The 22,898-nt window shown below is 45.0% G+C and carries 12 protein-coding genes; 8 read left to right on the top strand and 4 right to left on the bottom strand.

Annotated features, from left to right (window positions below; translation table 11 throughout):
* The first annotated feature begins 11 nt into the window (after positions 1-11).
* The 3 genes from J3492_RS00515 to J3492_RS00505 all read left to right on the top strand — a co-directional run bounded on the left by J3492_RS00515 (position 12) and on the right by J3492_RS00505 (position 4,548).
* Positions 12-2,333 (top strand): Lon protease family protein, encoded by a 2,322-nt coding sequence (locus J3492_RS00515; RefSeq protein ID WP_243453009.1) that lies wholly within the window; start codon positions 12-14, stop codon positions 2,331-2,333.
* Positions 2,334-2,593: 260 nt separating this feature from the next.
* Positions 2,594-3,757 carry a helix-turn-helix transcriptional regulator gene (locus J3492_RS00510; RefSeq protein WP_207988631.1) on the top strand — a complete coding sequence of 388 codons (1,164 nt, stop codon included), beginning with the start codon at positions 2,594-2,596 and terminating at the stop codon, positions 3,755-3,757.
* Positions 3,758-3,879: 122 nt separating this feature from the next.
* Entirely contained in the window at positions 3,880-4,548 is a 669-nt protein-coding gene (locus J3492_RS00505; protein ID WP_207988629.1) for a TerD family protein, read from the top strand.
* A 10-nt stretch (positions 4,549-4,558) separates the two neighbouring features.
* Here the strand turns inward: J3492_RS00505 and J3492_RS00500 are convergent, their stop codons facing one another.
* Both J3492_RS00500 and J3492_RS00495 read right to left on the bottom strand, forming a co-directional pair.
* On the bottom strand, positions 4,559-5,539 hold the full coding sequence (locus J3492_RS00500; RefSeq protein ID WP_207988627.1) for an ion transporter: 981 nt from the start codon (positions 5,537-5,539) through the stop codon (positions 4,559-4,561).
* Positions 5,540-5,598: 59 nt separating this feature from the next.
* Positions 5,599-5,826: a hypothetical protein gene (locus J3492_RS00495; RefSeq protein WP_207988625.1), complete on the bottom strand. Its 228-nt coding sequence runs from the start codon at positions 5,824-5,826 to the stop codon at positions 5,599-5,601.
* A gap of 270 nt (positions 5,827-6,096) precedes the next feature.
* Here J3492_RS00495 and J3492_RS00490 point away from each other — a divergent pair, with 270 nt between their 5' ends.
* Positions 6,097-6,726, top strand: a complete 630-nt coding sequence (locus J3492_RS00490) for an OmpW/AlkL family protein (protein WP_207988623.1) — start codon at positions 6,097-6,099, stop codon at positions 6,724-6,726.
* 202 nt (positions 6,727-6,928) lie between these two features.
* On the opposite strand, the gene J3492_RS00485 is transcribed toward J3492_RS00490, so the two are convergent.
* On the bottom strand, positions 6,929-8,653 hold the full coding sequence (locus J3492_RS00485; RefSeq protein ID WP_207988620.1) for a 2-oxo acid dehydrogenase subunit E2: 1,725 nt from the start codon (positions 8,651-8,653) through the stop codon (positions 6,929-6,931).
* Positions 8,654-8,689: 36 nt separating this feature from the next.
* Entirely contained in the window at positions 8,690-11,509 is a 2,820-nt protein-coding gene (gene aceE / locus J3492_RS00480) for a pyruvate dehydrogenase (acetyl-transferring), homodimeric type (RefSeq protein WP_207988618.1), read from the bottom strand.
* 875 nt (positions 11,510-12,384) lie between these two features.
* Here aceE and J3492_RS00475 point away from each other — a divergent pair.
* From J3492_RS00475 to J3492_RS00460, 4 genes are all read left to right on the top strand, one after another.
* Entirely contained in the window at positions 12,385-14,475 is a 2,091-nt protein-coding gene (locus tag J3492_RS00475) for a hypothetical protein (RefSeq protein ID WP_207988616.1), read from the top strand.
* A gap of 198 nt (positions 14,476-14,673) precedes the next feature.
* Positions 14,674-15,138: a hypothetical protein gene (locus J3492_RS00470; RefSeq protein ID WP_207988614.1), complete on the top strand. Its 465-nt coding sequence runs from the start codon at positions 14,674-14,676 to the stop codon at positions 15,136-15,138.
* Between the two features lie 47 nt (positions 15,139-15,185).
* Entirely contained in the window at positions 15,186-17,306 is a 2,121-nt protein-coding gene (locus tag J3492_RS00465) for a hypothetical protein (protein ID WP_207988612.1), read from the top strand.
* 193 nt (positions 17,307-17,499) lie between these two features.
* Positions 17,500-22,740, top strand: coding sequence for a DUF11 domain-containing protein (locus tag J3492_RS00460; protein WP_243453008.1), 5,241 nt, complete (start codon positions 17,500-17,502; stop codon positions 22,738-22,740).
* Positions 22,741-22,898: the final 158 nt, after the last annotated feature.

Here is a 22,898-nt window from a genome sequence, read left to right as displayed (position 1 = left end):
GATAGTTGCAGATGACGACAATATATGCCACCCCTAAAAACGAATACCATACTTATATGACTAAACCCTTAATGACCCCTATCGCCTCATCAGCTAAAAGCAAGCAAGATGACTCACTGCCACATCCAATCTATACAGCGGTCTCACAACAATGCCAAATCTGCGCTGAACAACTCAAACGCTACAGTCATGCTGATAGCTTGCCAATCGATACCCGTCAAGCACCAAACTTAGATATAGGTTTTGGTCAGCAGCGAGCGCTAAAAGCCTTACGCACAGCGCTCGATATTGACGCAAGTGGCTATCATGTGTTTGCTGCTGGAGAAAACGGTCTTGGCAAACGTACCATTATCAGTCGTCTCTTGCATCAAATCGCTGACCATGCATCAGCGCCTAATGACTGGGTTTATGTACACAATTTTTCCGATCCACGTACGCCATTGGCCTTGGCCCTGCCAGCTGGACAAGCAGCCCAACTACAGCAAAAGGTGGGTGAGTTATGGACTCAGGTCAAAGAAACCATACAAGCATCACAGTACGATATTGCACCTTGTACATTACGGCCTTTATTCGACTCTATTCATCAGCCGTTCTCCAGCTTACCTGATGTCACAGCATATCTTGACGCTTTGTGTGCCGATATGGCTGAGCATACCGAGCAAATAGTTCATGGCAATGAGGAAGCTGCGGTCAGTATACAACTGGCCACCACACCAAGCCAATATACTGTCAACATCATGGTCAGTCATGATCCCAATGGTGGCACCCCTGTCATCTTTGAGAGCTTACCGACACATCTAAACCTACTTGGGCATATCGACCAAACCATCCAATCGGGCACAGTCACTACCGACGTCAGCATGATACGTGCTGGTGCACTACACCGTGCTAATGGCGGTTACTTAGTATTAGAGGCCAGTCATTTACTTGAGCAGCCTTATGCTTGGCAAAGTCTAAAACAAGCCTTACAAACCCATACTATCAAGCCCTCTACTCTTGCATCAAATACCGCCTTTGCAAGTGGTTTGTCTTCAGAGCCAGTACCGATCGCTTTAAGCATCAAAGTCATTTTGCTTGGAGAAGCTGACTTATACTATGAGCTGCTCGAGCTTGAGCCAGAGTTTGATGCTGTATTTAAGGTGCGTGCTGACTTCCATGATGATGTGCCTCGCACCCACGAGCATGAGTTAGCACTGGTTGCTAAGATGGCAGATATCATCGATGATGCCAAGCTTCTGCCTTTTGATAATAGCGCCCAAGCAGCACTACTTGAACACCTGAGCCTACAATCCGAAAACCAAGATCGGCTCAGCCTGCACAGTGATCGCCTCATCAAGCTGTTACATGAGTCCAGTCGTCATGCCCGTCTAAAAAATAAAGACATCGTCAATAACACGCATGTCACTCAAGCCATTAGCGACATGGATGAGCGCTCAGGCTACTTACGTGATTTGTACTGGAATGAGCTCAAAACCGGTCAACAATTGCTAAATACACAAGGTAAGGCCGTCGGCCAAGTCAATGCTTTGACCGTCGTCAGCTATGCCGACAGTGAGTTTGGTATGCCAGCACGCCTCACTGCAGTGATTCAACCCAATATCGGTGGTGGTGAGGTTTTGGATATTGAGCGTGACGTTGATTTGGGTGGTAGCTTACACGCCAAAGGCATGCTGATTATGACCAGCTACTTGCGAGCCCTGTTTAGTCAACACCACGCCCTTAACTTCAGTGCCTCATTAGCATTTGAGCAAAGCTATGCCCATATCGATGGCGACAGTGCAACCGTCAGCGAAGGCTGTGCGCTATTATCAGCGTTAGCGAATACTCCTATCAATCAAGCTTTGGCGATTACCGGCTCTATGAATCAGTTGGGAGAAGTACAGGCTGTCGGTGGTATTAATGCCAAAATCGCTGGTTTTTATGATGCATGCTGCGAGCAAGGTTTGACAGGACAACAAGGGGTGGTCATACCCATGGCCAATGTCAAGCAACTGATGCTACGAGATGACATTATTGCGGCGGTTAAAGCAGGACAGTTTCGTATCTATGGCGTGCATACCTTAAGTCAGGCGCTCACCCTAATGACAGGCCTACCCATCGATACCAAAAACAAAAAAGGCCGCTATCGTAAAGACACTCTGTTTGGTAAGGTTCTGCGCCGCCTAATGTTATGGGATGAAAACCAAAACGCTGAAGATAATGATGATGACAAGCAAGCCAAAAAGAAAGCAAAAAAGAAACGCAAAAAGAAACGTCGAAAAAAAGACAACCAGCGCCAACCAGATGCGAATGACAATAAAGACGAGACGACCAAAGAAACAGAGTATTTATAGTCCATCCTAAATAAAAATGGCGCACTCAGGTCATAGGCTGCTGAGATGAGTATTACGCAGCAGACTAGACTTATGCCAGCAGCACCGTGACATCAGCGTATCGGTTTTATTCCGAACTGACTAGGGCGTGTTGAACATACCCTATATACAGAGAGCAGAATAACTCAAATTACTGACTTATCTTTGATAAGATAGACATTGAATAAAACAGACGTTACGTTAGCCTCTGAGACCGACGACTTAATACAGGTAAGCTTTTAATGATTGACCCAAGCGCTAAGCCAACCGATAACTCAACGCCTGACACTCAAAAGCTACAGGCAGATCAACTGTCCACGCCTTTGATCGATGAGTCCAGCGTTCTCACCACAGACCATACAGCCAGTCGTCATGGCGCTGCGACCACGGCACGTCAATGGCAAGTGCTGTCTCAGCTGCAGCGCAACCGCTGGGTAGGAACCTCTCATATCTATGAGCAGCTCAAGCTGGCAGGGTTTGATGTCAGCTTGCGCACGGTACAACGAGACCTAAACGCCTTAGCCAAACGCTTCCCTATCGAAAAAAACAACGCCAACCCACAAGGCTGGCGCTGGAAGGATGATGCCCCGCTACAAAGCTTGCCGCATATGAATCTATCACAAGCGGTCGCCTTCAATATGGTCGAAGCCAATCTCACTCAGCTATTACCGCCTGCCATTTTGGATGAGCTGTTTCCTTGGTTTGACTTGGCACGGCGACAACTAAAAAACAGCAAAGTCACTCACTCATGGATAGACCGTGTACGGATTGAGCCTGCGACGCAAGCCCTAATCGCTCCGCATATTGACTTGGACAGTAAAGACAACATTTACCACGCTCTATTTTATCAATTACAAATCAAAGCCTACTACATCCGCAGTAATAAAACCGAAGCTTATGAATATCTGTTAAATCCCGTCGCCATCATCCAGCGCGGAGTGATTATTTATTTGTTAGCGACTCGTATTGATGACCCAGACACCATCATTCGTACCTTCGCCCTACACCGATTTACCCGTGTAGAGATACTGGAAAGTACTGCTGAGACCCCTGAGGATTTCCACCTAGATGATTACTTGGAAGCTGGCAGTATGGGCTTTACCCACCCCCTATTAAGTCAGCTGCCAGACCATGGTAAAAACACGGCAATTGAGCTGCACTTCACCAGACGAGCGGGCAAAAGCCTGACAGAAAGCAAACTGAGTGAGGATCAAACAGTCATCCTTAACGATGACGATACGCTAACCGTCCATGCCACAGTCAACTTAACCTCTCAACTGGTGTGGTGGCTACGAGGTTTTGGTAGCGGTCTGCTTGATGCCAAGCCCGACTTGCTGTATCAAGCCGTACGAGACCTTACATCAGTCGATGACCAGTTTGCAGATCAACAGCAAACCGACTCTTAAGTCTTTACCTGTTGACTTTGATGTTTTGCAGATAACAATCTGCCAAATATAGTCAAGGAATTTTAAAATCTATATGGCCATTTATACCTTTTAAGCATTATCTATTTAAAATAAGGAAAGTCATGTCCACCAGCTCGCCATTATCCTCTGATGCAGCACCCATACTCTCAGACAGCCTCAAGGCATTAGGGATAACCACTGACACCCTACTGTTTGGTCTAAACTATGCGTTTACCAAAACTGAGCCAAAAGGCATGTTAAAACGCTTCAAAAAAAACCAAAGCGCCATCGATATCGACCTGGCCTGCGTGCTCTACGATGATAACTGCAACATAAGTGACATGGTATGGTTCAAGCAGTTGCGTGATAAGACAGAATCCATTCGCCATCAAGGTGACAGCCTAAATGGCAAGGATCGTGGTGAGCAAGCCTTATACGAGGGACCGTTAGATCAAGAGCAGATTCGTCTTTACTTGTCCAAAATACCCGCCCATATCAATCAAATTGGACTACTGGTCAGCTCCTATCACGGAGAGCCGCTTAGTAAGGTAAAAGCTGGTGAAGTACACTTAAGCGACGATGAGGGTAATCGTGCCTTTATGGTCAATCTAAAACAACTGCCCCATGATTGTCATTGTATCTGGGCGGCCAGCTTACAACGTGAAGTGGATGATTGGCATATGACGCTACAAAACCTACCTTTAGCTGCTAGCGACTTACAAAACGCCGCACAAGAAGTCGCTCATGAGTTAGCACGCGCCCTCCCTGTGCCACTGGCAGTTCGCACATAAAGCCCTGTAATTACTCTAAGGGCTCCCCACAATGAGGACAGAAGTTCTTTTTTCGTACTTCTTTCTCACGGCGCTCCAGCTCCTGCTCTCGTAATACCTGTAGCACGATATCTTGGGCTTGCTCCTTGTCGAGCCCAAGCTCACGGCGAATCTTCTCGATCATCATCTGATTTTGTACTAAATCAAAGTCACCATCTACCAAAAACTCACGGAACTGCTGCTCAAGCTCATCACGGCGTTGGGCAAGCTCATTTGCCAGACCAGTTGCTAAGATACCTGCTGGCAGCGCCGCCAAGCCCACACCCAAGATAGTAATAATAGCGCCCAAGATTTTTCCGGCATTGGTGATAGGCGTCACATCACCATAACCAACGGTGGTAAGGGTCACGACGGCCCACCACATCGCCTTAGGTATCGACTCAAACTCCTCTGGTTGTGCGTGGTTTTCTACCAAATAGATACCACTAGAAGCGGTCACAATCATGATAATCAAAATAAATATGACCGCTTGAAAAGAGCCTTTTTCTTTACTGATGACCACCAACAAAATGCGCATTGAAGCAAAATAGCGGGTCAACTTTAAGATACGAAAAAGGCGCAGTATACGTAAAAAACGCAGATCAATACTGACAAAGAAGTTTAAGAAAGCTGGTGCGATCGCTACCAAGTCAATCAAGGCTGACGGACTTTTGAGCCAGTCCCAGCGCTGACGCCAAGTGGTATGGTCAGGCTTGGCTTCTGCCATACTCCAAAAACGCAACAAGTACTCGATTGAAAACACAACGATGGAGAAGTTTTCAAATAAAGTGAAGTACTCTTGATAAGGGTAATACCAGTTATCAACCGACTCTGCGATCACAGCGGTCACGTTCGTCAAAATTAAAGCAATTAAAAAATAATCAACGTAACGGCTGACTAAGGTATCATGCGCCTCATTTTGTAAAATATTATAAGTGATATGTCGCAAACGCTTTATGTATCGAAATAGCATGCCGTCCCCATACGGCATAACACCGCAATTAGATAATGAAATCGTTCTTAAAACACTGATTACACAAAATTCTTATAACCAATATAAACCAAAGCCAGTGTCATAATCGCTATAAACCCTAAGCTTAAATACAAATTCTGCAACTCTACCAAAGCATTACTGCTCGTATCGTTAGTGGGTACTAAAAACAACCCACACTCAGGACAGCAGTTGTCTTTTTCATTGATGACAACCAATGTTTGCGCATTGACACATCTCAAAGGCGAGTTACTACAATAACCCATCATAATTTATTATCACTTCACATCGTTCTATATTGACCCGAACTCTACCATAACTAGAGCAGTAGTCGTCAAAAGACAAAAAACCTATTATTGTATAGATAAAATAACTATGTTGCATATTTACATCTAACTCACTACCGTTAGTAATGAATTTGTATTATAATAAATATAAGAGGTCACAGATTATATGTTTACTGTAACCCTATCCATCAGTAACTGATAATCCCAATCAAGTGGTTACTGACAACCCTTTATATATTAAGGAACTTCGTGATGAAACTACAATCCCTAGTTTTAGCCGCTGCTACTGCACTTACTATGACCACTGCCTTTGCTGTACCTGCTGGTACTTGGTCTGTGGCTGCTGGCGCACACTATGTTGACCCTAAGAGTGACAACGGCACTCTAGATGGTGGATTAGCTGTTGATGTTGATAGCGACGTCCGCCCAACCATCAGTGGCGAATACTTTATCGCTGATAACGTTGGTATCGAATTGCTTGCTGCAATTCCATTTCATCATGACATTACCCTAACTGCTGCTAATGGCGATCAAATTGATGCCAAAACTCAGCATTTACCACCGACGCTGTCTGTACAATACCACTTCGATGGCTACAATATGCCAATGAATGTCAAGCCATTCGTTGGTGTTGGTGTCAACTATACGACTTTCTTTAAAGAAAGAATCTATGATGGCAGTGGTGCTGATTTAGATCTAGACGATAGCTTTGGTGTGGCTGGTCATATCGGTGTTGATATCCCATTTGCAGAAACTGAGTCTTTCCGTATTGATGCCCGCTATATGGACATCAAAACTGATGCTAGCCTAAACGGTACAGATATCGGTGAAGTCGATATCAGCCCTTGGGTATACGGCGTTGCGTTTGTAAAACAGTTCTAATAATAAAAAGACAGTTTAGCGTTACAAACCATAAAAAGTCGGCTTCATTGCCGGCTTTTTTGTGTCTGTTTTTTCAATACTCTCAATCGATCGACTAAGGCAGGTCCTCAATTTAATCGCCAAACTGCTAAACGGATTAAAAATGGCACAAAAAAAAGACCACCGAAGTGATCTTTTTAACCCAGTCATAAAAACATTAAGCCTATAGCAAAATACGACGTGGATCAGCCAGTAAGCTTGCGATATAACGGGTAAAGACTGCTGCATCAGCACCATTAATGACACGATGGTCATAAGATAAGGACAGTGGCAGCATCAAACGTGGCTCAAAAGTCTGCTTATCAGCATTCCAGCGTGGTTGCATCGTCGCTTCTGAAGCCCCTAAGATGCCGACTTGCGGCCAATTCACCAGTGGCGTAAAGGCGGTACCGCCCAAGTTACCCTGACTTGAGATGGTAAAGCTCGCCCCTTGTAAGTCTTTAGTGCCCAGCTTTTTATCACGGGCTTTTGTGGCCAGCTCCCCGATTTCAATGGCAATCTGCTTGATGCCCTTATCCTGTACATCTTTGATAACTGGAACAATCAGACCATCATCTGTCGCCACTGCAATACCCATATTGACGGTCTTACGCAAGATGATTTGCGTATTATCATCGCTGAGATGGCTGTTGAAACGAGGATGCTGCGTCAAGGCGTGAGCCGTTGCTTTGACAATAAATGCCAAAATCGTCAGGCCGATACCTTCGGCTTTCATGCCACCTTTTAGCTCACCACGGAGCTTTTCAGTATCCGTAATATCTGCCACATCAAACTGCGTGACCTGCGGCAGATAGGTATTGTAGTTGAGCTGCGGTATCGACACTTTTTGCAGGCGGCTCAAATCTTGAGTCTCAGTCTCACCCCAGATCTCAGCATTACTCATATCAGGCAAGCTTGGCAGACCTGAACTAACGACATTACCGCTAGCAGCGGCTGCCTTTTGCGTACTGAGCTTGTCCTTAACATGGGCAAACAGATCTTCTTTTAGGATACGATCATTTAATGCCGACCCATTGACTTGAGTAATGTCAATGCCCAATTGACGGGCAAGCTTACGCACTGCCGGTCCTGCATAAACGTCCGTTAGTTTTTCATTGACTTGTGCTTCTGTCAGCTTGCGCTGTTGTGGCTTGCTTTGTGTTTGTGCAGACTGAGACTCTGTCTGCTGTTGCTTTGGCTTGCCAGCATCGGCTGCTTGCGACTGTTTTTCATTATCCTTTGAGCTGTCTTGTGCTTGCGAATCAGTGGTTTTTGTCTCACTGGTATCAGTCTCAGCACCACCGTCACCTACGATGACGATAAAGTCTTGACCGTTGGTGACCATGTCACCCGCTTCTACCAAGATTTTCTCGACTTTACCTGCTTCTGGAGCAGGCACTTCAACAGAAGCCTTATCAGACTCAATCAACAATATTGATTGATCGGCGCTGATGGTATCACCAACGCTAACCATAATCTCAGCCACTTGCGCTTCATCGACACCCAGGTCTGGTAGCGCATGAGTCGTCGCCTGCCCTGCTTCTGCAGCAGCAGGTTTAGACTGCTGTGACTCAGATTCTGTCTGCTTGTCTTGTTCGTCTGCTGACTTTGCCTCTTGTGATTCGTCTTGCGGCGCTGCTGACTGCTCCTCAGCGGCAGGTGCTTGCTCTTCATCAGCACTGCTATCACTATCAAGCTCAATCAGCACAGTGCCTTCACTGACTTGATCACCAACTTCGACATTGATGTTGGTCACTTTACCAGCTGCCGAGCTTGGTACTTCGACTGAAGCTTTGTCTGACTCTATCAGAATAATGTTGTCGTCTTTTTCGATGACGTCACCGACTTGTACCATAATTTCGCTGACTTCGGCACTGTCTACACCCAAATCGGGGGCTTTAATTTCCATGATATTTCTCCTTATCTTATGATTGCCTTGTCGTTGTTATTCTTGGACGTCATCATCATTGAGCAATTGGGCGTCGGCTTTATCTTCCGCACGGCCTTCACTACTGATTTCATCATCATCTTCACCGACAAACTCAGGCACAGGATTTGGATTAATATTGTCAGGAGTTGGCGCTGGCGCATCAGGGAAATGGTCATAATGCGGCTGCTGCTGCCATGCTGGTGGCTGATCAGCATCGATACCGAAGCTTGAGATTGCATCTTTGACCAAACGCATCTCTACCTCGCCTTCGTCTGCTAAGCGCTTCAGTGTCGCTACCACGATGTGAGCGGCATCCACATGGAAAAAGCTACGGAGTTTTTCACGTGTGTCTGAGCGACCATAACCATCGGTACCAAGCGTGATATAAGGACGGTTATCAGGCAGCCAGCCACGAATTTGCTCTGAGTAGTTACGCATATAGTCAGTCGCAGCTACCACGATACCTTTATGCGGTGCCAGCTGTTCAGTGACCCATGGCACTTTTTCTTCGTCCATTGGATGCAGACGGTTGTAGTCATCACACGCCATACCATCACGGGTCAATTCATTAAAGCTGGTGACACTCCAGACGTTAGAATTGATATTAAACTCATCTTTTAAAATTTGCGCCGCTTTTTGTACCTCACGTAAGATAACGCCAGAGCCTAACAGCTGTACTTGGCTGGAGTTGTTGTCTTCAAGCAAATACATACCACGTTTGATGCCTTCCTCACAGCCCTCTGGCATGGCAGGTTGCTCGTAGTTTTCATTCATCAAGGTCAAGTAATAATAGACACGTTCACCATCGCCATACATACGGCGTAGACCGTCGTGCATGATGACCGCTAGCTCATAACCAAAGCAAGGATCATAAGTCACACAGTTTGGTACGACACCGAATAGGATTTGTGAATGACCATCCTGATGCTGCAAGCCTTCACCATTTAGCGTGGTACGGCCAGCGGTGGCACCGAGTAAAAACCCTTGCGCTTGACAGTCACCTGCCGCCCAAGCCAGATCGCCCACTCGCTGAAAACCAAACATCGAGTAATAAATATATAGCGGAATCATCGGTAGCGCATTGACAGAGTAGCTGGTTGCCAAGGCAATCCATGTGCTCATGGCGCCCGCTTCGTTGATGCCTTCTTCTAGCATATGGCCATCTTTGGCTTCTTTATAACCCATCAAGGCTTCACTATCCTCAGGGGTATATTTTTGTCCAGAAGCAGAGTAAATACCGATTTGACGGAACATACCTTCTAGACCAAAGGTGCGTGCCTCATCAGGTACGATTGGCACCACGCGATCTTGAATGTCTTTATTTTTTAGCATGGCCGACAGTAGACGCACAAACACCATGGTCGTCGACTGTTCTTTACCTTTGCTGCCTTGTAACACTCGATCAAAAATTGAGATATCAGGAATATTCAGCGGAATATGACCACTACGGCGGTTAGGCAGATGACCACCTAGCGCTTCACGGCGACCCTTTAGATACTTCATCTCTGCCGAATCTTCTTCAGGACGATAAAAAGGTAGCGTCTCTAGCTGCTCATCTGTAAACGGTAACTCAAAACGGTCTCGGAAATACATCAACGATTCATGATCGAGCTTTTTGATTTGATGCGATTTATTGACCGCTTGTGCTTGCGTCGACAAGCCATAACCTTTTACAGTTTTGACCAAAACAACAGTTGGCTGGCCTTTGGTTTTCATGGCTTCACTAAAGGCAGCGTAGACCTTCATTGGATCATGGCCACCACGGTTTAGGCGTGAGATATCATAATCAGATAACTCATCGGCCATCTCTTTGAGCTCTGGGTATTTATTAAAGAAATGCTCACGGGTAAACTCAGGCGTACGTGCTTCATATAACTGATACTCACCATCGACCGCCTCTTCCATACGGTACTGAAGCACGCCTGTATGGTCTTTATCCAGTAGCGTATCCCACTTACCGCCCCAGATCACTTTGATCACACGCCAGCCGGCGCCACGAAACACGGACTCAAGCTCTTGAATAATCTTACCATTACCCCGTACCGGACCATCGAGACGCTGTAAGTTACAGTTGATCACCCAGATAAGATTGTCCAGCTTCTCACGACCGGCAAGGGAGATTGCGCCCAGACTCTCTGGCTCATCAGTCTCGCCATCTCCTAAGAACGTCCAAATCTTACGATCTTCCCGTTCGAGCAACCCACGGTTTTCCATATAACGATGTACGTGGGCATGATAGATCGACATAATGGGGCCCAGACCCATTGATACGGTCGGGAACTGCCAATAGTCCGGCATCAAGTATGGGTGTGGATAGCTCGATAGACCTTTACCGCCTACTTCACGGCGGAAGTTCTCTAGCTGCTCTTCCGTCAAGCGCCCCTCTAGATAAGAACGAGCGTAAATACCGGGCGCTGAGTGGCCTTGATAATAGACCATGTCGCCACCGAAATTGTCGTTGGCTGCTCGGAAAAAGTGGTTGAACCCAGTCTCATAAAGCGTCGCACTTGAAGCAAATGTCGCTAAATGACCACCTAGATCGTCGTCGTTTTGGTTGGCACGCATCACCATCGCCAAGGCATTATAGCGAATCAGAGCACGAATCTTACGCTCGATGCCCAAATCCCCTGGATACATCGGCTCATCTTCGACAGCGATAGTATTGACATAAGCAGTATCAAGACGGTTGAACGGCAAGTCTTCTTGCACCGCCATGTTATACAGTGCTTTTAATAAAAACTGCGCCCGATCCTTATCAGCATGCTTGATGACAGATTCAAAAGCATCTAGCCATTCTTGGGTTTCGGTGCTATCGGCATCCTTATAATAATTCATTTTTTTATCCTTTTAGGTCAGTCATCCCTACCAACTGGCAGGTCTATTTAACAATTTGAAGAGATAACGGTTTACTTGTTTGGTGTCTGAATCATGTTCAAGCATTTCATTGTCTGCTGCCTCTCGATCGATAGTAATTTACTGTGCAGGCACATGGATATGAGATTGATAAACATCCATAGCCATCTTGACCAAGCAGTCACTTTTATATACTTGACCATTACGTCATGATGTCTATTCATTATAGACGCTTACGACGCAAATGTTTATGGCTATAAAGAAATGACGACATAACAAGTATTTTTTAAATAAATAACGATTAGCAAGATAATAAATATTTGTAGATTATTGAGGTGCTTTGTGAATACCTCTTAATCCTGTCAGAACCTCATTTATCTTATTCTAGACACCATACGCTTATTTATCTTTCATATTTATCACAATTAACATTTCATTATAAATACTAAGATAGAAAGCACAGTACACACAAAAAATTACTATTTTTAACTGTCTGTAATTCCTCATGCCACTATTACAGCTGACAAAAAATGCATCCACTCTTCTTTTTTTGCGCTAATATAAACTTGGTGTTATCAATACCGTCTGAGAAAATCTCTTTCCATAACAGTGCTTGGTTTTTGGCATGTTTTTTGCATAACCCATTCTAAATTAGATGGTTTTTATCATTCGTTCTTTTTAATGGCTATCTATCATATAAACAACTTAATCACTTAAGACAGTGGTCTTTAAAATAATTCCAATGTTAAAACATGAGTAGTAAGAAGGTGCATACACTACAACCAGTAGGCTATGCAGGTTTAATATAAACAACCCTACTTTTCGACTCGGTATATATTTAGCTTCGAGGACAAAAGATGCATGACAGCAGCCGTACTGGCCTGAAAAAACATACAGACATACCGCCTGCACTAAGCTTGGCAATATCTACTTTTTTACTCATCGGAGTAAGCCTCAGCAGTCTACATACTTATGCCAATCCATTCTTACCATCAACTCCACCAACCTCTCCAGTAGGTAGCTGCCCAGCTAACCATAAGATGTACTATATTGGCGCAAACCCGCCAGCATATAGTCCTATGAACTCTCAGAATTTCAGTTGGACCAATGGCAACCCTTCCAGAACTTTTACGTTTGTAGAAGCCTCTGGTAATAAGACCTTTTTAATTAACTTCCCCCTACTTTTAGACTTAAATAACAACTATGGTGGTACACCTCCCTTTTATGGATCTATCAATGGCGCTACTAGATCAGCGCTGAATTTGGTTCACAACTCCCCTGCTGCCAGAACCAACCATAGTTTGGATATCAGCATCAATCGTCCAGTGAGTAAAGTCGGTTATAAAATACAAGACTTAGACTCTACTATAAGCTCTAGGCTAGTACCATACATCGAACAGGTTGATGTCTCTGCTAATAATGGACAATTGACTTTTAATCTTAGTTTTCACGTTACCAACCGTGCTAGAGACATCGTAAGAGCTCGTCAAGGAGAGAACTGTGGTGCAGGTGAGTGTACCATCGATGCAGCTTGGGGTTACAACATTGCTGATGTCCTTCTTAATCTAAAGCATAGCAATGTTTATACACAAAGAAACAGTCCACACGCTGTGGGTTACTCAGACTTTTACTTCTGTCTGGCGCCTCCCAAGCTCATTGTTCAAAAACAGCTCGATGGTAATCGTGTCAATGACAATAATAACAACCGTGATCAGTTTTCAATCAGTATCAACAATGGCGCGGCAGCGATAGAGACTTTTGTTACTACAGGTACGGGGCAAACCGTCACTAACGATAATAGTGGTGTTGTGGACCTGACAGCCAATGATACTTATACCATTACTGAGCGTGTTATCAACACTCAAAATGACGGTGATATTGCTAATTATAATGCCGCTTACATTTGTAATAACGCCACGACTGGCAGCACCACGGTCATGCCTACTGCAGAGATGACTTATGATGCCACTGCTAAAACTCGCTCATTCACGCTTACTAACGCCACTTATGGTGATGAAATCACTTGTACTATTACCAATAGTCCATCTGTGCCATTAGTTTATACGTTTTCAGGTATTGTCTTTAACGATAATGGCGGCATCACGGCCAACGACAGTACCAAACAGGACATTTCTGCCACCTTTACCGGTAATAGTAACTACTACAATGGTGTGTTTGATAACAATGAATCAGGTATCTTTAACAGCGCCTTACGAATCCGTCTTACGGACTGCAATGGCAACAATATCGTATCGACCTCACCAAACCCTCAACCTGTGTCAAATGTAGCTGCGAGTATAGGTAGATATAGCTTCAGCGTGACTCCAAGTGCATTAGCTGGTAAATCAAAGGTATGTCTGGTACAGACAGAGCCGAATGCTTGGGAATATAGCGAAGACACAACGGTCAATACCCAAGAAACTGCATTAACCCCTAATGTCTATGATTATAAAACCGAAAAAGACAGCTCAGGTAATGTCACCCGTAATCTTGATTTCGGTGAAGTGAAGGCAGCGAATACTGCATTGGTGCTCAAAAAATCCCAATACATACACACTTGTGATAGCACTCTTAATTATCTGAATATTGCCACTACCAACCAACCAACGACAGGCTTTAGTAGTAATCCTGCTAGTAATGTTGAACCTGGTAATTGTATTGCTTATAAGTTAGAAGCCTACAACCGTAGCCACGTTGACTTGAACGAAGTCAAAATTAGCGACTCTTTGCAACGCAGCCCCGTTGAGTCTGTATTCAATTTACCAAAACCGTTAGGAAACCCTTCGTCAGTGTTTAGAAGCACCAATACTTCAGCGCCTATTGGTGAAAACGGAACCATCATATCTGAGAGCTTTAACTTATCAAAAACGCCAACAGACTCTACAGAGCCAAGCCAAGCAACTTTATACTTTAATACCAAGTATGGTGCTAAAAACACAGCGCCATAAACGCAATTCACAGTCATACACTTTAAGGTGTATGACCAATACCATTATGATAACGTCTTATTGATCACTGACACTCAATGCCTTAAGAAACAAGGGGTTAACGTAGCACGCTTATCAAAAACCCACCTTTTACAAATTATACTTTTATTAATGGCATGATTATTGCTGATTAAAAAGTACCCAATTGAGGAATTTTATATGAAACCTTTTCAATTTTTACGCCAGGCTCTGATCGCAGCGACAGCATCTGCATGCTTGATCAACATATCCTATGCAGCAGATGCGCTCAAGATGGAGCTACAGGCTAACAAAATTGTAAAATCTGCGGATGGCGAAATTAGCTATATCTCAGCATCAAATGCTCAGAAGGGTGAAACCGTACAGTACCGTGCTACATACACCAATGTCATTGATCAACCTATCAGCGACGTTACTGTGACCCTCCCTATACCTGCCAGTATGACATTTACCGGTGAGGCTCAACCAAGCAGTGCACAAGCAAGTATCGATGGCAAGAATTATGCTGAGATGCCACTTATGCGCAAAATAGACGGCAAATTTGTCAAAGTCCCATTATCTGAATACAAAGCACTTCGCTGGAATATCAAATTACTTCCTGCGAAAAAATCAGCAGACGTATCACTTAATACCATCGTTAACTAACTCCTTTGACCTTTGTCTTTCGTTTTTTTAATCAGGAGAATCTCTGGATGAAATCCGGTACCTTTAAGTACTCAGTATTAACAGTCAGCATCGCCGCAGCCTTTGGTATTAACAATATTGCAAATGCAGCAGAAGTCGTAGCTGAGTCAGCGCCTACCATCGAAAACATAGCCAGTGCTACCTATAAAATCGGCAATGTCGAACAAACGCCTGTTGAGTCCAATCCAGTAACCGTCAATATCACTCAAAGTGCCGCTTTTAGTTTAACCGCTAAAAACGACGACGATAATGCTGCCGATGACTATAACCGTAACTTGACTGTCACGCCTAAAGGCCGAGTAACCTTTAACCATACTTTAACCAACTCAGGTAACGTAAAAGATACTTATACGCTTGACTTGGCTCAGGGCGGTACAATTCCAGGTACAGAGTTTGGTCAAGACCCAACAAGCGCTTATGATCTAGATGCTACCAATGTTACCTATACCATCTATAATGCAGAAGGTACAGATATAAGCACGACTACCGTGACTGGCACTGAGTTCAAAAATACTGACATCATCCTACAGCCTAATGAGCGTGCTGAGATTTCAATCGCTGCAAAAACAACTGGGAACGTTGGTGGTAACTCTCAAAACCTAACCCTATCAGCTTCAAGCGCCTTCTTTACAGATACTGCTAATAACGCTGACGCAACACCGCTCACTAATATCAATAACAGTCAAACCAAACTACCTGTATTTAAGATCACCAGTAAGGCAAGTAGCACCCTAAACTTAAATGATCCAAGCTCCAAGGTCACCTATACCGTAACAGTTAAGAACGATGATAGCGCTGACTATGCAGTGAATGCGAACAATATTACTGTTTTTAATGGTCTACCAGAAGGCCTACGTCTAGCGGATCAACCAAACCTAAGTGTTAGCAATAATGCCACTATCGTACCGGGCATTGAAGGCGAAGGCAGCAGTACGGCGAATGATAGTATCAGAGTGACTTTATTGAATTTAGCACCTGGTGAAACAGCAACCATTACCTTTGATGTGCAAAAGGATAAAGACGAACCACTTGCAGAACCCAAAAACACCATTAACCACGCTTCTGTCACCTTAAACCTTGGTGAAAACGTAGTCATGTATGACAGTACGGACAGTACTGATCCTCAGCAAAACACTGATGAGTTTTATCCAGCCAGTGATGATAGTGAGGTCACAGATGGCACCGTTAGTACAGCTACTGGTAGCGACTCTGCAGCGCCTTTGGTTGCCAACCAGCGTGCCATCAGTCTTATCAACCCAACTACCAAAGAAATCCCTACCAATACTGGAGACACTACTTTAGTCACTCATTCTGTTGTCATTCAAAACACTGGGCAAGAAGTAGAAGGTGATGAAGCAGATGAAGTGAAATTCACGATTGCTCCAGACGCCAATAACAAAGTTACTGTAGTCACAGGTTCCGTTGAACTGGTATATGATGCTGATAATAATCCAGCGACTCCTAACGTCACTTACACCATCTTACGGGATATTAATGGTGATAATGACCTGACCAATGCTGTACCTAAAGATGGCGCGCCACCTTGGACTGGTATGGCGCCAGGCTCTACGGTTACGGTTAACTACCTAGTAGAGTCTAACGATGCGGTCTTGGGTACCACGGAAGATATCACCGTGGCCATGGTATTGGGCGGCAATGATGTACCAACCACAGGTGAGCGTCTGGTCAAAAACAAAACGCAAGTAAAAGGTCTGAAGCTTGATAAAAAACAAGCGTTAAATAAAGCTTGTGCCGCTGGCGCTACCCTCACATTTACACAAGATGATGTCGCCGCCGAACCTGGTGATTGTATCGTCTATAAGATTACGGCATTTAATCAATTCTCAGCGGCAGATGCACGATTTACTTTCGATGATGTTGTCATAACGGATACGACAGATCGCTTTAATAACAAAGCGCAAGTGCTCACGTCAACCACTACTCCTGCTTATACTGTCAAGCTCGCCAATGTCGCTGATGCAAATGCATTGCCCGCAGACAATGCTCATGGAGCAACAGCTGATTCTACTGCTATTAGTGGTACGGTAACCAGCTTAGCACCGCAGAAATATGCAGCGATGGTATTTGCTGTACAAATCAATCCTACCGGTGCAGATGGCAGCCTGTAGTCTCCCATAGGCCATTTATCGTTATATCACGTTATCTGTAATTAAAATTATAGATAACGCACAAAACTGTCCTTACTTAGATTTCACTAAAAGTAAGGACAGTCTCTATGTTTTGGATTTGATTGGATAATCACGTAATATGACACTTCACTGTATCGCTCAGTCTACTCGTCTATCGACTAAAGTAGTCAAATTGTCTGCACTAACTGCAGCCATACTGATTATGCAATCAAATTCCGCAGCGGCAGCTACCTCCGATGTGCTCAGCATCATCGACAATATTGCTAATGCCAGTTACATCGTCAATAACCAAACGGATAACACCCTAAAGTCTGAATCAAATAGAGTACGAGTCAAAGCCTCTGTTCTATCAGAGTATGGTATCAACTTAAGCAAGTCACCACGACAAACTGTAGCGCCAGGCAACACTGCTAGCTGGGTAAATGTACTCACAAGCAACAGTTATAATGTTCAGACTGTCGATCTAAGGCTGACAGTACCTGATACGTTATCAAACATAAGACTCTATCAGGACTTAAATAACAACGGCATCGTCGATGATGACGATAAGCAGCTATTGCTTGATAACTTAACTGCTCAAATTAGGCTAGGACAAGGCGAAAGCATTCAGCTTATCGTTGAAGCACTAACTGCCGCTGATGCAACTGACGGCGACTTGATCGATATTCAGCTTGGTGCAACGGTCGTCGAAGACCCGTCGGTAAAGGCAGTCATAGAAACGGATAGCTTAGTCATTGTCAAGCCAGGTATCGGTTTTAAAAACAAATCCTTTGACAGTGATCAATCCTCATCGCAAATTGGCAAAGACGTCTATGTCGAAGCCAGTTATGCACAAGGCAACGTTGATCCTTATAAGCAAGATCAAGTATGGATAACCATTACCTCACCAAAAACGGGTGATAGTTACTCGTTAAAGGCCATCGAGACGGGTAACAGTACGGGTAAATATCGCTTAAATGTACCTACGCAAAACAATGCCAATGCAATCAATGACGACATCATTCAGACGCTGAAAGGTGACAAGTTAGTAGCTACTTTAGACGCTTATATTGATAGAGATGGCAATCGCCAAGACATCACCACCAATATCAGTAGTAATACCACCATCATCGATGTGCTGCCCAACCTCAAAATAGAAAAAGAAGCTGATGTCAGGACTGCCGAGCTTGGCGATTATGTCAATTACACCATTAAAATCGAGAACAGTGGTGAAACGACTGCTTATAATGTCGACTTAAAAGATGCTCTGCCACGTGGCTTTGACTATGTGCCAGGCACCATGCGTATTAATAATACAAAAGCGGATGACTTCGAAGCAGTTGGTAAATATCAGGTTTTAAGTTTAGGTAACATTGAAACTGGTAAAGATAAAGCCAAGAAAATTACTTACCGCGTTTTGATTGGCTCATCAGCACTTGGTGGCGACGGTATCAACCGTGCTATCGCCCAAGGTCGTAACTCTGAAACTGGTGGCACAATCATCACTTCTAGAGAGGCGCAGTGGCCGATTGAGGTCAACCGCGGGGTGATGAATACTGATGGTATCATCATCGGTAAGGTCTATCACGACATCAACCGTGATGGCATTCAACAAAAAGAAGATGGCGAGCTTGGTGTCGCAGGCGTACGTATCTATATGGAGGACGGCAACTTTGTCGTGACCGATCCTGAAGGTAAATACAACCTATATGGTGTTAGTGCCAAGACCCACGTCCTAAAAGCAGACCCCACCACTCTACCTAGAGATACTGAGCTTGTCATCCAAAGCAACCGCAATGCTGGCGATGCCGGTAGCCGCTTTGTCGATCTCAAATACGGCGAGCTACATCGTGCCGACTTCGCCATCGTCGGTGGTATGGCAGACAGCACCGAACGTCTCAATGCTGAGCTGATCAAACGTAGCGAAAGCATTAATGCCAAAAATGATACACTCGAGCAAGCCATCAAGACTAAACTTGATCTAGAGCCTATCTATAATCAAAATGATAATGACAATATCGATGCCAGTGGCTGTAAGTCCAATGATGACTTAGACCAAGGTATCACCTGTGACTCAGCGATAGTTGCAGACATGGTCGAGCCAAATGCTGATCGCATCAATATGACGGTCAACACCATCCAGCAACCAAAAGCTGAGCTGCTAGAAGAGTTCCTCAAAGAAGTACCAAACAACGATGTGAGCTTTATTAACCTAAGTTCAGGGCAGCAGTTGGCTTCATATAAGCAACTGGTACAAGTACAAGCACCACTCGGCTCTCAGTTTACCTTATATGCCAATGGCAAAGCGGTATCAGAGCAGCAAATCGGTAAGACCGCCGAGCAAAAAAAGCAAAACGTCACCGCCTTTGACTACTATGCGGTAGATCTCCAGCGTGGTCGCAATACACTACAAGGGGTCGCAACGGATATCAATGGCCAAGTCATCTCCGAGCAAAGCATAGAAGTCATCACCCCTGATAGTCTGCAAGCCATCGATTATCGTACGCAAACACAGCTGATACAAGCCGATGGTATCAGCGAATATCAGGTCGTCATCAGTCTAAAGGACCGTGACAACCGTCCTTATGTGGCTTCAACTCCGATTACCATCGATACCAATATCGGCCGTATCAACCTAAAAGACAGCAATAAAGACCAAGCGGGCACTCAGGTCACCGTCAGCGGTGGTGAGTTACTGATTCCAGTGATTGCACCAAGTGCACCAGGTAAAGGTGAGCTGGTCATCGACACGGGTAGTACCAAGCAAATTATTCCGCTGCAGTTCACTGCCAAGCTACGCCCAGTGATCGCCGTCGGTATCGTCGAAGGCGCTATCTCACTCAAAGACTTCGATGGCGGTAGTATCACTGATGCTCAAGGCGCATTTGAAAAGGAGTTACACGAGTTTTCGGGCAATGACGATTACTCAGCGACGGGTCGTGCCGCTATGTTCCTCAAAGGCAAGGTGCGCGGTGACTACCTACTAACCCTGGCCTACGATAGTGACAAAAAAGGCGAGCGCCTGTTCCGTGATATCGAGCCAGGTGAATATTATCCTGTCTATGGCGACTCCTCAGCCAAAGGCTTCGATGCACAGTCGACCAGCAAGCTTTATGTACGCTTGGATAAAGGCCGCTCGTTTGCCATGTATGGTGATTTAAAAACTGACGTGACAGACGACGAAGGCATTAAGCTTGGTCAGTACAACCGCACTTTGACCGGTGTCAAAGCACAGTACGAAGACGACAACACTCGTATCACAGCCTTCGCTGCAGAGACCAGCTCATCACAGCGTGTCAACGAAACTCGTGGTCTTGGTATCTCAGGCCCTTATCCGCTAGCAGAAAACTTCGATGCGGTACTCGAAAACTCTGAGACCATCGAAGTTATCACCCGTGATGCCAACAATCCTGGACTTATCGTGCGCCGTGAGACGCTTACGCGCTTCGCTGATTATGAGATTGACCCTATCAGCCGCAGTTTATACCTGACATCACCGATTGCTAGCCAAGACTTTGATGGTAACCCCATCTACCTACGTGTCACTGTCGAAGTGGACGAAGGTGGCGAGAACTATTGGGTCGGCGGTGTTGCAGCCAAGCAACAATTGACAAATAAAGTCTCTGTCGGTGGTAGCTACATCAATAGTGACGACCCACTGAACAAAGAAGAGCTTGCCAGTATCAATAGCGTTATTAAGTTTAATGACAAGCTAAAGCTGGTCGCTGAATATGCTAAGAGCAAAGCGGAAAACCCTAATTACGATCCAAGCAATCAGATCAATGCAAAAGAGCTTCTAGATGGCGACGATACTGACGGCGACGCCCTGCGTATCGAGCTAAACTATGACGACAACAAACGGACACGAGCAAAGGCGTACTATAACGATGCAGATAAAGGCTTTGTCACGGGCGCATCACCGCTCACCGCTGGTCGTACAGAATCTGGCCTAGAAGTCACTCATGCCCTAGAAAGTAAAAGAACTGCGTTCAAACTAGAAAGTGTGCGTAGCAAAGACCACACCACTGAAGCCAGCATCGAAGGGGTTCAAGCCAGCGTTGAGCAGCGCTTGAGTACCAACATCGTCGGTGAAATCGGTGTACGCTATTATAAGCAAGATGCGACTGCCGCCTCACGCAATATTCAAGGTGCAACGGATGTAAAAGACCTCACTGATGACACGATATTCAATGACAGTATTACCAATCAGTCTGCGCTTAATAGTGTCAGTGACGCAGCCGAAGACATCGAAGGTACCACTGCCCGTGCCCGTATCACTGCGCACCTACCCAAGCTCAACAATGCACTGGTGTTTGCCGAATACGAGCAAGATCTTGAGCACAGCAATCGAAACGCCACCTCCATCGGTGGTGAGACGCCTATAGGTAACCTAGGCCGCCTTTATGCCCGTCATGACCTAATCAACAGCTTGTCAGGCAGTTATGGCCTTGATGATACTGATGAACGTCAGCGTACCGTGGTTGGCTTTGATGCCACTTATATGAAAGATGGCAAGGTATATAGTGAGTACCGTATGCGAGATGCCATCAGTGCTCGTGAAGCGGAAGCCGCCATCGGTCTAAAAAACAAATGGTATGTACAAGAAGGCTTAACGCTTAACACTTTGTTTGAACGTGTGGAGTCACTCGAAGGTGAAGAGGACAGCACGGCCACTGCCGCAGGTTTCGGTATTGAATATCTGGCGCAAGAAAACTATAAAGCATCAGGCCGCTTAGAAAAACGCTGGGGCAATACCAGTGATACCTTATTAGGTAGTGCTGGTATCGCCTATCGCTATACTGATGACATTACTCTGTTGGCAAAAGACATCTACTCACGAGTAGACTATGATGACGGTCATCGCACCATCAATCGCTTTCAGCTTGGTGCTGCCTATCGTGATTATGATAGCAACCAGCTAGACATGCTCGCCAAGCTTGAATATCGCCTAGACGATAATAACACTGGCGACGATCCGTACCAAAAAGACACCGTCATTTGGTCATGGAGTGGCAACTATCATCCAACACGTCCGCTCACTATCTCTGGGCACTATGCGGGTAAATATACTAAGTATGATGCCGATGGTATCGCCAGTGACAATACTGCACATGCCGCTTACGCCCGTGGTCTATACGACATCAGCGAGCGCTGGGATATTGGTCTACAAGCAGGGACTTACTGGAATGATCAAGCTGATGACATGTCATATATGCTGGGTGCTGAAGTCGGCTATAGTCCTATGACCAACCTATGGCTGTCACTTGGCTATAACTTTATGGGGTTTGAAGACGAAGACATCGCCTATGAAGACACCACCCAACAAGGCGCTTACTTTAGACTGCGCTTTAAGTTTGACGAAGATTTGTTTAAGCGTAAAGACCCTCGCAAAAACCAACGCTTAGACATTGACTCTATAGTGAATCCTAAATAAAAAGAGTACAGCTATTATAGCGTGCTACTGGTATAAGTTTTCCTTGCTTGCTGTGCGACCTCAAAACTTTTCGATGCTGCGCAACATTCATCCTAGTAGCACTGTATCTATTTTATAGTGGATTGACTATACTTGATATTTTTCAGTGTATGGCTTTT

The sequence above is a fragment of the Psychrobacter coccoides genome, assembly GCF_017498085.1.
Classification (GTDB): domain Bacteria; phylum Pseudomonadota; class Gammaproteobacteria; order Pseudomonadales; family Moraxellaceae; genus Psychrobacter; species Psychrobacter coccoides.
This window is presented reverse-complemented; position numbering and strand designations above follow the sequence as displayed.

What these genes read in the sequence shown, in the direction of transcription:
- J3492_RS00490 (WP_207988623.1), top strand. Translation starts at nt 6,097, where the DNA reads ATGAAACTACAATCCCTAGTTTTAGCCGCTGCTACTGCACTTACTATG.
- J3492_RS00465 (WP_207988612.1), top strand. Translation starts at nt 15,186, where the DNA reads ATGAAATCCGGTACCTTTAAGTACTCAGTATTAACAGTCAGCATCGCC.
- J3492_RS00495 (WP_207988625.1), bottom strand. Translation starts at nt 5,826, where the DNA reads ATGATGGGTTATTGTAGTAACTCGCCTTTGAGATGTGTCAATGCGCAA.
- J3492_RS00500 (WP_207988627.1), bottom strand. Translation starts at nt 5,539, where the DNA reads ATGCTATTTCGATACATAAAGCGTTTGCGACATATCACTTATAATATT.
- J3492_RS00510 (WP_207988631.1), top strand. Translation starts at nt 2,594, where the DNA reads ATGATTGACCCAAGCGCTAAGCCAACCGATAACTCAACGCCTGACACT.
- J3492_RS00470 (WP_207988614.1), top strand. Translation starts at nt 14,674, where the DNA reads ATGAAACCTTTTCAATTTTTACGCCAGGCTCTGATCGCAGCGACAGCA.
- J3492_RS00505 (WP_207988629.1), top strand. Translation starts at nt 3,880, where the DNA reads ATGTCCACCAGCTCGCCATTATCCTCTGATGCAGCACCCATACTCTCA.
- J3492_RS00475 (WP_207988616.1), top strand. Translation starts at nt 12,385, where the DNA reads ATGCATGACAGCAGCCGTACTGGCCTGAAAAAACATACAGACATACCG.
- J3492_RS00515 (WP_243453009.1), top strand. Translation starts at nt 12, where the DNA reads ATGACGACAATATATGCCACCCCTAAAAACGAATACCATACTTATATG.
- aceE (WP_207988618.1), bottom strand. Translation starts at nt 11,509, where the DNA reads ATGAATTATTATAAGGATGCCGATAGCACCGAAACCCAAGAATGGCTA.
- J3492_RS00485 (WP_207988620.1), bottom strand. Translation starts at nt 8,653, where the DNA reads ATGGAAATTAAAGCCCCCGATTTGGGTGTAGACAGTGCCGAAGTCAGC.